12 protein-coding genes are annotated in these 12,604 nt (G+C 67.7%); 6 read left to right on the top strand and 6 right to left on the bottom strand.

The window, feature by feature from the left end:
* The first annotated feature begins 72 nt into the window (after positions 1-72).
* Together QF050_RS06585 and QF050_RS06580 are read left to right on the top strand one after the other, a co-directional pair.
* Positions 73-618, top strand: coding sequence for a GNAT family N-acetyltransferase (locus tag QF050_RS06585; RefSeq protein ID WP_308929714.1), 546 nt, complete (start codon positions 73-75; stop codon positions 616-618).
* Positions 615-917 carry an antibiotic biosynthesis monooxygenase gene (locus tag QF050_RS06580; protein ID WP_308929713.1) on the top strand — a complete coding sequence of 101 codons (303 nt, stop codon included), beginning with the start codon at positions 615-617 and terminating at the stop codon, positions 915-917. Before QF050_RS06585 ends, QF050_RS06580 begins: the two co-directional genes overlap by 4 nt.
* Before the next feature lie 194 nt (positions 918-1,111).
* Here QF050_RS06580 and QF050_RS06575 read toward each other — a convergent pair whose 3' ends face one another.
* The 4 genes from QF050_RS06575 to QF050_RS06560 form a co-directional block, all read right to left on the bottom strand.
* Positions 1,112-1,297 (bottom strand): hypothetical protein, encoded by a 186-nt coding sequence (locus QF050_RS06575; RefSeq protein WP_308929712.1) that lies wholly within the window; start codon positions 1,295-1,297, stop codon positions 1,112-1,114.
* A 130-nt stretch (positions 1,298-1,427) separates the two neighbouring features.
* Positions 1,428-3,041 carry an AMP-binding protein gene (locus QF050_RS06570; protein ID WP_308929711.1) on the bottom strand — a complete coding sequence of 538 codons (1,614 nt, stop codon included), beginning with the start codon at positions 3,039-3,041 and terminating at the stop codon, positions 1,428-1,430.
* Between the two features lie 88 nt (positions 3,042-3,129).
* Positions 3,130-3,789, bottom strand: a complete 660-nt coding sequence (locus QF050_RS06565; RefSeq protein WP_308929710.1) for a response regulator transcription factor — start codon at positions 3,787-3,789, stop codon at positions 3,130-3,132.
* Positions 3,782-5,137 (bottom strand): sensor histidine kinase, encoded by a 1,356-nt coding sequence (locus QF050_RS06560; RefSeq protein WP_308929709.1) that lies wholly within the window; start codon positions 5,135-5,137, stop codon positions 3,782-3,784. Before QF050_RS06560 ends, QF050_RS06565 begins: the two co-directional genes overlap by 8 nt.
* Positions 5,138-5,304: 167 nt before the next feature.
* Here QF050_RS06560 and QF050_RS06555 point away from each other — a divergent pair, with 167 nt between their 5' ends.
* Together QF050_RS06555 and QF050_RS06550 are read left to right on the top strand one after the other, a co-directional pair.
* On the top strand, positions 5,305-6,408 hold the full coding sequence (locus tag QF050_RS06555; protein WP_308929708.1) for an FtsX-like permease family protein: 1,104 nt from the start codon (positions 5,305-5,307) through the stop codon (positions 6,406-6,408).
* Between the two features lie 29 nt (positions 6,409-6,437).
* A complete protein-coding gene (locus QF050_RS06550) occupies positions 6,438-7,145 on the top strand; it encodes an ABC transporter ATP-binding protein (protein WP_308929707.1) in 708 nt (235 codons plus the stop codon).
* Positions 7,146-7,149: 4 nt separating this feature from the next.
* Here the strand turns inward: QF050_RS06550 and QF050_RS06545 are convergent, their stop codons facing one another.
* Positions 7,150-8,043 (bottom strand): DUF4862 family protein, encoded by an 894-nt coding sequence (locus tag QF050_RS06545; RefSeq protein WP_308929706.1) that lies wholly within the window; start codon positions 8,041-8,043, stop codon positions 7,150-7,152.
* A gap of 120 nt (positions 8,044-8,163) precedes the next feature.
* Positions 8,164-8,694: a hypothetical protein gene (locus tag QF050_RS06540; protein ID WP_308929705.1), complete on the bottom strand. Its 531-nt coding sequence runs from the start codon at positions 8,692-8,694 to the stop codon at positions 8,164-8,166.
* A gap of 369 nt (positions 8,695-9,063) precedes the next feature.
* Here QF050_RS06540 and QF050_RS06535 point away from each other — a divergent pair, with 369 nt between their 5' ends.
* On the top strand, positions 9,064-9,540 hold the full coding sequence (locus tag QF050_RS06535) for an ATP-binding protein (RefSeq protein WP_308929704.1): 477 nt from the start codon (positions 9,064-9,066) through the stop codon (positions 9,538-9,540).
* A gap of 318 nt (positions 9,541-9,858) precedes the next feature.
* Positions 9,859-12,501 carry a Tat pathway signal sequence domain protein gene (locus tag QF050_RS06530; RefSeq protein ID WP_308929703.1) on the top strand — a complete coding sequence of 881 codons (2,643 nt, stop codon included), beginning with the start codon at positions 9,859-9,861 and terminating at the stop codon, positions 12,499-12,501.
* The last annotated feature ends 103 nt before the right edge of the window (positions 12,502-12,604 follow it).

Below are 12,604 nucleotides of genomic sequence, written 5' to 3'. Positions count from 1 at the left end.
GCTGCCTGCGCGGCCGGCCCGGAACAGTGGGGAAGGCCGCGCTCGCGCCGACGGCTCGGCTACGATCTTGTGATGGCCCACCTCACCAGCCCTGACGCAACCCTCCACGCTTCCTGGCTGGAGGCGACAACGGAATTCGACGGAGCCCATGTTGACGGCGCAGGCCTTGAAGGCTGGGCGCTGGAAGACCTCAAGGACCCAGAGGTTTTCGCGCGCCTGGTCAGCGTCCTCATCAACGACGCCAAGCCTGAAACAGTGCGCAAACCCGGGTACGTCCCCTGCACCTACCTGTGGATTGTGGACGGTGCCACGTTCCTCGGTTCACTGGCCATCCGGCATGAACTCAACGAGTACCTCCTCAACGAGGGCGGCCACATCGGTTACAGCATCCGGCCGTCGGCAAGACGGCGGGGGCACGCTGCGAAGGCACTGGCGGATGCGCTTCCGGCGGCCCGGGCGCTGGGGATCCAGCGGGTTCTTTTGACCTGCGACGAGGACAACGCCGGCTCACGGGCAACGATCGAAAAGAACGGCGGCCGCTACGAGGACTCCCGTAACGGCAAGCGCCGCTACTGGATCACCCCCGGACAGCCAAGTTCTGCCAGACTTGCCCGGTGATTACAGAACATGCCCTGCTGCCGGTCCTGCCGGGCCGGGAAGAGGAATTTGAGGCCGCCTTCGGCCAGGCCCGGGCGATCATTGCTTCGAAGCCGGGCTTCGTTTCGCTGTCGCTGTCCCGCTCGATTGAATCTCCCAGCACCTACCTGCTGCTGGTCGAATGGGAGAAGCTGGAGGACCATACGGTCGGTTTTCGCTGCTCCGCGGAGTACCAGCAGTGGCGGTCGCTGCTGCACCAGTTCTATGAGCCGTTTCCCGTCGTTGAGCACTTCGCGCCCGTGGCCCCTGCAAATAGCTGAAGCAGCCTGAACTTGGGGGGAAGCCCCCGCGCGAGTCTCGCTCCAGCGCAGGGGCTTCCAGTGCTTCCTGCCGGGGAACTGACTGAAGCAATAAAGAAATTACCGGTCGGCAGCCCTCCAGAATGCCCAAAACCAGCACCTTCAGCCAATCTTGAGCCAACCTTGAGCAGTATCCAGCGGCCCCTCAACGAACCTCAGTCGGCCGGCCCCGCCGTGGCGTCCGGATCCTCTTCGGGTTCAAAGGTGTTGGGTTCGGCACCATCGGAAATCCCGACGCCGTCCTTCCCCCCGGGGATCCCGCCGTCGGCATTGCCCTTGCTGGCCGTCGCGCCCTCCTGCGGCTCATCCTCGGGCAGTGAATCAGGTGAATTGATGGACATCGCTCCTCCTTCTGTGGCTGGGCCTCCACGCTAACAGCCACTACGCAAAAAGGCGCCGGCGAACGGTCACCTTTTGCAGCCAAACAGGAAAGATCAAAAAGGCCCCAGCCACGTCCCACATCTCTGATTGCTAGCCCCTTGGTTCCGCGGCCCGCTGCTGCCTCAGGATGTAGCGCTGCAGCTTTCCTGACGGAGTCTTTGGCAGGTCTTCCACGAAGTGGATGCGGCGCGGATAGGCATGTGCGGCGAACTGCGTCTTGACCATGGCCTGGAGTTCGGCAACCAGGGCATCACTGCCGGTGATCCCGTCTGCCAGGACAACGTAGGCTTCCAGGACTTCTCCGCGCAGTTCATCGGAAGCACCCACAACGGCACTTTCCGCTACCGCCGGATGGGTGGACAGGACACTCTCCACTTCGAAGGGGCCAATCCGGTATCCGGCCATGATAATCACGTCATCGTCCCGGGAGGAGAAGAAGTAGTAGCCGTCCGCGTCCACCATGCCCGCGTCACCCGCGAGGTACCAGCGCCCGTCCTGGCTGAACCTTTCGGCGGTCTTCTCCGGCGCGTCCTGGTACCCCTTGAACCACATCATGGGACTCCCGGCAACGTTGACGGCAACGCGGCCCAGTTCACCCGGTGCAGCCGGCTCGTCGGCGTTGTCCTTGAGGACGGCGCAGCTCCAGCCCGGCAGGGGCCGACCCATGGAACCCGGCCGAAGCTCCGTCCTCACGTCGTCATGCCAGGCGTTGATGATCATCATCCCGTGTTCGGTCTGTCCGTAGTGGTCCCGCACGGGAACGCCCAGCACCTCCCGGGCCCAGCTGATCACCTCAGGGGTCAGCGGTTCGCCGGCTGATGATGCGCGGCGAAGGTGGAAAGGGCCCGCTCCGGCGCCGGTTTTCGCGCGCATGGTGCGGTACACCGTGGGAGCAGCCGCGAAGTTGGTGACGGAGAACGCCCTCAACACTTTGAAGCTGAGTTCCGGGGAGAAACCAGGGCGCAGCAGCAGGTTCCGCCGTCCCGCCGCCATGGGCCCGAGAATCCCGTAGTACAGGCCATAGGCCCAGCCGGGGTCCGCCGCATTCCAGAACACATCCTCTGCACTGACGTCCAGGCCCAGTTCGACGTACTGGCGGAACGCGGCCAGCGCCCGGACCGGCACCGGTACACCCTTGGGGGCGCCCGTGGTTCCGGACGTGAAAATCAGCACCAGGGCACCGTCACCGCCCACGGCTTCGGCCGCGATCCCCGGTTGCTGCCTGGCCAGGAGCGGCGTGAGCGCCAGGTCCGGATGGGCTGCTTCTGCACCGGCAACCACGACGGCGGCTCCGGTTTCCCCGATCTTCGCCCGCTGGTCGGCATCGGTGATGACGGCCTTTGCGCCGGACGCTGTGAGGCGAAGTTCGATGGCCGGCCACGCAAAGGCCGTGAACAGCGGGACGTGGACAGCTCCGCGCCGCCAAATGGCCAGGAGCATGACCACAAGGTCTGCCGATTTTCCCATCAGGGTGGCCACGGCGTCTCCGGGCCCGATCCCCAGCTCTGCCAGGGCGGCGGCTCCCCGTTCCGAGCGCTCCCGGAGCTCGCCGTAGGTGATGTCCTCCGCAGAGAGGTCGGCTGCAACCACCGTGAAAGCAACGGAACCGGGATCGTGGCTGTCGCACAGGAGCTCCGCCGCGCAGGCATCGGCCGCACCGTAGGTGGCAAGAAGGGCATCAACGGCTGGGACCGGACGGGACATTCGTTCTCCTTTGAACAGTGTGACCTGGGATTAGCGGCACCTGGAAACAACAGCCTCTGTAAACGCAGTGGAATAAACCTACTGCAGCTCAGCCCCTGGCGCCCGGCGGCCGGATAATCCGCCGCTGGGTGGCGGCGGCGATGGCGGCCGTGCGGTTGTCCACGCCGAGCTTGCCGTAGATGTGCACCAGATGCGTCTTGACCGTGGCCTCCGAAATGAAGACCTGCCTGGCGATGGCCCGGTTGGACAGGCCGGTGGCCAGCAGTTCCAGCAACTGGACTTCCCGCGGGGTCAGGGAGGTGCCCGGGTTGCTGATCCGGTCCATCAGCAGCGCCGCCGCCCGCGGCGCCAGGGCCGTGCCGCCCGCCGCGGCCTGCAGGACCGCCTGCCGCAGCTGTTCCGGCGGCGCGTCCTTCAGCATGTACCCGCTGGCGCCCGCCTCGACGGCGGCCAGGATGTCCGCGTCGGTGTCGTACGTGGTGAGGATGAGCACCGGCGGGGCCGGGTGCAGCTTACGGATCTCCGCGGTGGCCGTGACGCCGTCCATCCCCTCCCCCATCTGCAGGTCCATGAGCACCACATCCGGCACCTCGCCCAGTGCCGTCAGCCGCGCCAGTTCGTGCAACGCAGCCCTGCCGTCGGCGGCTTCGGCGGCAATGGAAATGCCTTCGAACCCCGTAAGCATGGCCCGCAGCCCTGCACGCACCACGGGGTGGTCGTCCACCAGCAGGACGCGGACCTCACCCATCACTTCCCCCATCCAGAGAGGCAGCACCATCCAGAGCGGCAGCACCGTCAAGCGGCAGCCGGATGGCCACCACCGTCCCCTCCCCCGGCGCCGACTCCACGGCCAGCGAGCCGTTCAAAGCGGTGACACGCTCCCGCAGCGAACGCAGCCCGAACCCGCTGCCGTCCGCAGTGTCCGCGGCACCGGCCGCAACGGACGGCTCAAAGCCCGTCCCGTCGTCGTAAATGTCCATGGTCACCTCGGTGCCCAGGAAGGCAAGGGTGACGACGGCGTTCGCCGCCCGGGCATGGTCGCGGACGTTGGCGAGGCTCGCCTGCGCCGCCCGCAACAGGGCCACGCGCACGGGCTGGGGCAGATCCTGCGGCTCGCCGTCCACCTCCAGCCGGCAACGCAGCGCAAGCCCTGCCGCCGCGGCACCGGTCTCCGTGGTCCCGCACAGCCGGCGCAGGGCCTCCACCAGCGTGGTCCCCTCAAGGTGCGGCGAAGACAGCCCGCGCACAAAGCTGCGTGCCTCGGCCAGGTTGTCCGCCGCGGTCTGTTGCACCAGCGCCAGCCGGGAGGATGCCGTCGGTGCGTCACCGTCGGCCAGCGACTGTTCGGCCGCCCGCCCCAGGAGCACGATGCTGGAGAGCCCCTGCGCCAGGGTGTCGTGGATTTCCCGGGCCAGCCGCTCCCGTTCCGCCAGCACTCCGGACTCGTGCTGGGACCGGGACAGTTCCTCGCGCGTGCGCCTCAACTCGTCCGCCGCACGCCGCTGGTTCTCGGCTTCCCGGTAAAGGGCCGCATAGGCCAGGCCGGTGATCACGGAGAAAACGGCGCCCAGCACCGGCCCGACGACGGCCGCCGCGTGCGGGACCGGCGCACCACTGGCAGCCCACTGGGAAGCGACCACCGCACCGGTCATCAGGGTGATCGCCAGCAGCGCCCCGCGCCGCGGCAGCAAGTGCAGGTGCAGGAAGAAGATGGGGAAGGCAAGCCAGGCGAAGTCTGCGCTTCCGGCAAGGAGGACCGCCCAGAGGGCCGTGACCAGGCCCAGCCACAGCAGGCCGTAGCGGCGGGGGTTGAAGCCGATCCGGGCTTCGGCGTGCCGCTTTTCCAGGACAGTTCCCGCCAGGTAGATGGCCGCGAGGACGACGGCGGCGGCCGCCCACAGCCAGCGCAGCGGACCGCCGGCCATGAAGATCCGGACCACCGCCACGGCCAGCAACAGCGCGAACCCGGTGTGGAGGGTGACGCGCAAGACCCGGAGGATTGCTGCCGATGACGCGTTTTCCAGGGCGTCCAGTGGCCCCTTGGCCGGGGTACCGCCGGTTTTCTCCGGGGACGGCGGCAGGGGCGTGGCAGGCATTTCATCAGCTTATGCCGGGCCGGCCGGTACAGGATCAACCAAAAGGTTGACTGCGGGCTCAACCTTTCCATTCCTGCGGATCAACCGTCCCCGTGATGCCACCGCAGGCTCCCGACGGGAGAGTGGAAGGACCAAGAGAATCCACCCCTGCTGAGAGAAGAAACAACGTGTTCCTGGCAATCCGCGATATCCGCTTCGCCAAAGGCCGGTTCGCCATGATGGGCGGCGTCGTAGCCCTGATCACCCTCCTGCTGGTCATGCTGTCCGGCCTGACGGCGGGGCTCGCAGAGCAGTCGACGTCCGCAATCGACAAGCTCGGCGCCTCCGCCGCCCGGCCGGTGGACTCCATCGCCTTTGGCGCCCCCGGTTCCGTGACGCCCAAGGCGTCCTACACGGAAAGCTCCGTGACAGCCGGCCAGGTGGCGCGCTGGAAGGACGCGCCCGGTGTCCAGTCCGCCGAACCGCTGGGCATCACCCAGACCCGCGCGCAGGTGCCCGGCGGCGCCGGCACCGCAAACGTGGCCGTTTTCGGCGTCTCTCCGGGCAGCCCGCTGGCACCGGTTGAGGTATCCGCCGGGACAGCGGTGCTGGGGTCTTCGACGGCGGAGGCACTGTCCGTGGGCCAAGGGGACAAGGTATCTATGGGAGGCGTGGAGCTGGGCGTCGCCGCGGTGGTGCCGGACCAGTGGTATGCACACACCAGCGTGGTGTGGACGGCGCTGCCTGCCTGGGCCAAGGTGGCGCACGTGTCCGACGGCGACCAGCTGGCCACCGTCGTGGCGGTCACCTTTGCCGGCGGGGCGAAGGTGGACAGGGCCGCCGCCGATGCCGCGGCGCACACGGTCAGCGAGTCCCGGACCGGATCGTTCCAGGCGCTGGGCTCCTTCAAGAGCGAAAACGGATCCCTCACCTTGATGCAGGCTTTCCTGTACGGGATCTCCTCGCTGGTGATTGTGGCCTTCCTGACGGTCTGGACCATCCAGCGGACCCGCGACATCGCCGTGCTGAAAGCCATGGGCGCCCCCGGCTCCTACATACTCCGCGATGCCATGACCCAGGCGGCCATTGTCCTGGTGGCCGGGGCCGCCGCCGGCGGAGCAGTGGGCGTTGCAGCCGGCGCGCTGGCGGCCCAGGCTGCCCCGTTCCTGCTGACCGCAGGCACCACGGTGCTGCCCGTCGTCGGGATTGTTGCCCTGGGCCTGGCCGGCGCCGCACTGGCCGTCCGCCGCGTCACCAAGGTTGACGCGCTCCTGGCTCTCGGCGGCAACTAAACCCCTTCCCCTTCCTGAAAGGAACCCCGATGTTCGATTCGTCCTCCCCCGCTCCCCTGAGCCTGGTCAACGTCACCCTCGAATACCCCGACGGCGGCGGAACCACAACCGCCCTGGACCGGGTCAGCCTGACCGCCCCGGCCGGCCAGCTGGTCTCGCTGGTGGGCCCGTCCGGCTCCGGGAAGTCCAGCCTCCTGGCCACCGCCGCCACCCTGGTCCGTCCCACCCGCGGGCAGGTCATCATTGACGGCACGGATACGGCCGGCCTCAAGGACAAGGAACTCACCGCCCTGCGGCGGGACAAAGTGGGCATCATCTTCCAGCAGCCCAACCTGCTCCCCTCGCTCACGGCCGCCGAGCAACTCATCATCAGCGACCACCTGCGGGGCAGGCCGGCCAAGGCAGCCCGGGCTAAGGCAGCCGGGCTGCTGGACGTCGTCGGCCTCGGCACCAGCGCAGGAAAGCTGCCGCACCAGCTCTCCGGCGGCCAGCGCCAGCGGGTGAACATCGCCCGGGCACTCATGGGCAATCCCAAGGTACTGCTGGTGGACGAGCCAACCGCCGCGCTGGACCACGAACGCAGCGCCTCGATCATCGGGCTGCTGCGCCAGGTGACCACCGAGTTCGGGGTGGCCACCGTGATGGTCACCCACGACACCGAGTTCGTGCCGCTCACGGACGTGGTGGCCACCATGCGGGACGGCAGGCTCACGGCGCCGGTGGTGACCGGCGCCTGAGCCGCTACTCGCGGACCAGGACCGACATTTGCCGGACCCGCTCCACGCGTTCCGCCGGCGAAAGCACCTCCGGCCCAAGCCCGATCTTGAACCCGAGGATGGGCAGCGGCCCCGCCGCCGCCAGGCACCGGTCAATTTCGCGGCGGTTCAGCACGGAGCTGGGCGGGGCTCCGTCGACTTCCACGGCGGGGAGGTGCGCATCGATCCACGCATAGCCAAAGCCGGTTTCCTCCGGTGAGCATCCGGAAAAGACCAGGCCCGCAAGGACGCCTGCCTCACGGCCGAGGGACAGGTGCTCAACCGCCGTATCGGGGTTGCCCGATTCGATCACCGAGCGTGCCCAATTGACCGTCACCCCCACCCGCTCCCAGCCCTGGGCCCTGAGTGAAACAGCGACGTCCACTTCCTCCGCAAAAGTGAGGAAACCCTTCTCCGGGCTGGCACCGGGACGCGGGGCGTCACAGTGTTCGATCAGCACTCGGGAGGGTCCCCAGTCCCACGCCAGGACTTCCTTCAGCGATTCTTCGAACCAGCGGCCGGAGGCGCCACCGGTGGGGGCGGAATGCAGTTCAACAGCCTCCACGTCGTGCCCGGCATCCCGCAGCCGGAAAGCATAGTCCCTGACTCCCGCCGCGAATTCGAGGGCTTCCCGCCGCCCCGCCGCATCAGCGGAGGCCAGCCCGAACGCTTTGTTGGTGCCCAGCCGCTGCATGGTCCCGGGAATGGCGGTAACCACGGCGGACCAGCTCTCCGGTGCACCCGCCGGCCACCCGGTCCCGCCATAAGGGCCATAGGGAAGCTCGAGACCGCGGATCCCGGAAATGGCAGCAAGGCCCCGGTAGAACTGCTCCTGCGGTTCGCCAGGCTGGGCGGGGTATGCGCCGACAATCAGGGACAAGGAAGCTCCATTCGCAAAGGGGCTGGCGCCCGGCCAGGCGCAAATGCAAGAAACTCTAGTGCAATAATCCACCCCGCCACCATCACTGACTGGTTCGCGGACGCGTTGGAATGACAGGGGCTACCCGGCCTTTTGCAGCGTTGCGTTGCGCGTGAGCAGTTCCGGGCCCTGCGGCTGCGGCGGTTCGGCCAGGGGCATGATCAGCAGGTTGCGGTGCAGGCTGACCCACCCGTCCCGTTCCAGTGGGCCGTGGTCGAACTGGTCAGGCACAAAGAGAATGTCCCGTCCGTCGGGGTCCTGCACCTCCAGCAGGATGTCCCGGGCGTCGGGGATGTAGTCGCATGCCTCCCAGTAGGACACCTGGTCCCATGCGTTCTTCCCCACCAGGCAGGCGACGCCGGATGTCCGGGCTGGGGCGGCGTAGTAGGTCATCGACTCATAAGAGGCGAGCAGCCGGGTCTCGCCGATGATCGCCTCCCCTTCCTCGTCCTGGATAGCCGGGATGGCATCGCTTTTGGTCAACTGCCGCTCCAGCACTTCCATGGTCCCGGGTGTTGCCACCAGGAAGTGCGTGTAAATAAGCCAAAGACCCGCGCAGGTGCCCACGCCGACGACGGCGGCGAGGGTGATCATGAATTTCCAGAACAACATCAGCGGTTCCGCCGGCCGTTTGGCGTTCACGGACGCCCCCGGCCGAGGGCCCCGGGTGCCGGACGCACTGCTCTGACGGAGTCGGTGATGTTCAAGCGCTGCCCCCTCAGGCTGTTGATCTTCCTGCACGTTACATGGTGCGGGCGCAGCCTATCTGCTTTGCTTTCGTGTCGGCGCGGAGAACGGCGGCGAATCCGGCTGCGGTTGCCCGGGGCGCTGCCGCGAACTTGGCACCCACTGCACCCGCCCTCTTCCCGCCTTGCGCCGCGCACAGAATTGATCGGATCTTGAGGCAAATCTTGCGCCCCCTAGACGTTTCAGGTCCACGCTGGGGGTATCAGACAAAACCAGCTTGGGGAGCAGGAAGTCATGGGCACCAAGACAGCCTTGGAGAACGAAGTCACAACCGTGGGAGGCGTGCTGACCGACCTCCAGCCGTTGGATTTCCACACCCTGGGGCTGGCCGGTTGCATTGACCGGCTCACGGCGCCCCTTCGCCAGCACGGAACCACGGTTCACTGGGATACTCCACATTGGGGCATTGAGATCCCGGCGGACTGCGCCTCCCTCCTGTACCAGTCAGCGCGAGAGGCGCTCAGCAACGCCTTCAAATTCTCCGGCGCATCCACGGTAACCGTGCAGCTGCTGGCCGTTGACCACGGGATCCGCCTGGTGGTTGCCGACGACGGCACAGGCTTTGACAGCGACGCCGCCACGTGCGGACGCCATCACGGGTACGGACTGCGGCTCATGACGGTGGCCGTGCAGGAAGCCGCCGGGGCAGTGGATATCAGCTCCGCACCGGGCCGCGGCACCAGCGTGACGGTAACCCTTCCGCTGGACTAACAAAGACTCGGATGGCCGCCGTCGCTGGGACGGCGGCCATCCGTATTCCCACCCGGGGCGAACCGTGGGCATGAGAACTTGGCATCGTCAGGTTCAAGGCCGCCGATGTGGCCCCGCGCCTTGGCAGCCAGGACCCTGGCGACAAACGCCGCATACTCATCAAATATGCCCGCGTCCGGCCGCACGGTTGTTCCGGCCGACGGATACCCCTTGCGCCCCGCCCCATCGTCTACTACGTTGTAATCCTGATCGAGAAAGCGCTTTCCCGCATTTCGGCGGGACCCAAACGCGCGGCAATCACCAGTGGAATCGGATGACATGACGGACAGCACCCTCATCAGGTGGATCGATGGCCAGGCCCCTGCAGCAATCAGTGGCGGAACAACGTGGGGCATGCCGTTCGCCCGCGGCTCAGTGCCCGGCGCGGACACCCTTACGGTGGCAGACGCCGCCGGCACTCCCCTCCCCAGCCAGGCATGGCCCTTGGCCACCTGGCCGGACGGCTCCTTAAAATGGGCGGGCATCGCCCTCCCGGCAACCGACACGCCGTCGGGCACCTACCAGGTGGGGGCCGACGCCGGAGCGGCCGCCGCAGCCGGCCGGCCGGCGCCGGACGGTACGGCCGTCACGGTCACCGAGGATGCCGACGCCCTGACAATTGATACCGGTGTTTTGCGGATGGTGATCAACCGCCGCGGATCCACCCTGTTCAGCAGCCTGTCCCGGGACGGCCGGCCCGTTGCCCGCGACGCACGGCTGGTCAGCCTGCTGCAGGACGGCGTTCCCGAAGGTGCCGGAACCGCCGGCCGGGAGGCCTTCACCGGCGAGGTGACCGCCGTCGTCCTGGAACAAGCCGGGCCCGTGCGCGCGGTGGTGCGGCTGGAAGGGCGCCACCACCCCGACCTGCCGGACAACGCCCACCGGGGTTGGCTGCCCTTCGTGGTGCGGTTCTACTTCCACGCCAACGCCCGCAGCGTGCGCATGGTCCACTCCTTCATCTGGGACGGTGACCCGGAGCGTGACTTCCTGGCCGGGCTCGGCGTCCGGTTCAGCGTGCCGCTGGAGGCCGAACTGCATGACCGGCACGTCCGGATCGCCGGGGCCGACGGCGGGTTCCTCACCGAGGCCGTGCGTGGCCTGACCGGGTTGCGCCGGGACCCGGGTGCGGAAGTACGGGACGCGCAGATCGCCGGCCGCGCCACTCCCCCGGCAGAGGCCTGGAACCCCGAGGTCTCGGGAAGGCTGCACCTCATCCCCAGCTGGGGCGACTACACCCTTACCCAACTGAGTGCAGACGGCTTCGAACTGCGGAAACGGACCGCTGCCGGCCACGGCTGGGTGGGCATCTCCGGCGGCACCCGCTCGGCAGGCTTCTGCTCCCTGAGCGATACCCGCGGCGGCCTGGGCGTCGGGATCAAGGACTTCTGGCAGTCCCACCCGGGCCAGCTGGATATCCGCGGCGCGGCCGGCGGCGGAGCAAACCTGACGGCGTGGCTGTTTTCCCCGGAAGCCCAGCCCATGGACCTGCGATTCTACCACGACGGACTGGGCCAGGACACGTTCGAGGAGCAGCTCGAGGGACTGGAGATCACCTATGAGGACTACGAACCCGGCTTCGGCAACCCCACCGGAATTGCCCGCACCCACGAGTTGACCCTGTTTGCCTATGAGAGCACCCCTTCCACGGAAAGCCTCGCGGCCGACGCCGCCGCGGCGTCCGCCCCGGCGCTCCTGCAGGCCACGCCGGAATACCTGCACTCGGTGGGCGTCTTTGGCGACTGGGACCCCGTGGACCGGAGCACTCCGGCGCGTGCCGGGCTGGAGGATCAGCTGGACTTCCTCTTCGACTTCTACGCCGGCCAGGTGGAGCAGCGCCGCTGGTACGGGTTCTGGAACTTCGGCGACGTGATGCACACGTACGACTTCGACCGGCACGTGTGGCGCTATGACGTGGGCGGCTACGCATGGGACAACTCCGAGCTCTCCCCCGACCTGTGGCTGTGGTACTCCTACCTGCGCTCGGGCCGGGCAGACATTTTCCGTTTCGCCGAGGCCATGACCCGGCATACCGGGGAGGTGGACGTGTACCATCTGGGGCCGTGGAAGGGCTTGGGGTCCCGGCACAACGTCCAGCACTGGGGCTGCAGCGCCAAGCAGTTGCGGATCAGCACCCCCGCCTACCGCCGCTTCTACTACTACCTCACCGCGGATGAGCGCACCGGAGACCTGCTCAGCGAACTGGTGGACAGCGACCGGAACTTCCTGGGCCTGGATCCGGTCCGCAAGGTCCGCACGGATGCTGCCACCTACCGGCCCAACCGCGGCGCCCTGGGCGTGGGGCTTGGCACGGACTGGGGCTCCCTGGCCGCCACCTGGCTCACCGACTGGGAACGGACCGGCAACCCGCGGTCCCGGGACCGGCTGCTGGGCACCATGGCGGACATCGGCGCACTGAAGTTCGGTTTCCTCACAGGCGAAGCCCTGTACGACCTGGACAGGGGCCGGTTCGACACCGGCCGCGAGCAGATCCAGGTCTCACACCTCAGCGCCGTCTTCGGACTGGTGGAGATCTGCAGCGAACTGGTGGGCCTGGTGCCGGATGCGGACTTCGAGCGGGCCTGGCTGCAGTACTGCCGCCTGTTCCTGGCCACCAAGGAGGAGCAGGTGGAGGCTGTGGGCCAGCCGCTCGAGGGCGTCTACCTCACGCAGGCGCACAGCCGGCTGACGGCGTACGCCGCGGCAAGGTTGCAGGATCGTGACCTCGCAGCCCGGGCCTGGGACAGCTTCACCGAGGGCGGCGAGCACCTGAACCACGGATCCGCTTTCACGCTGCGCAGGATCGAACCACCCCACGTGCTGCTGCCGGTGGACGAGGCACCCACGGTCTCCACCAATGACACGGCGCAGTTCGGGCTGGCGGTCATCCAGAACCTGGCGCTGGTGGGCACCTACCTGGACTAACAATTCCCGGCTGTCGCGTGTTTGCCTCCCGCGGCCCCCAGGCCAGCCTTTTTGTCGCCGACCGCTCTGGAAACCGGACCTTCCACAGAGTATTTTGGTAAGC

It is taken from the genome of Arthrobacter sp. SLBN-112 (assembly GCF_030944625.1).
Lineage (GTDB): Bacteria > Actinomycetota > Actinomycetes > Actinomycetales > Micrococcaceae > Arthrobacter.
The sequence above is the reverse complement of the archived record's forward strand: the minus strand, read 5'-3'. Positions and strand labels throughout refer to the sequence as shown.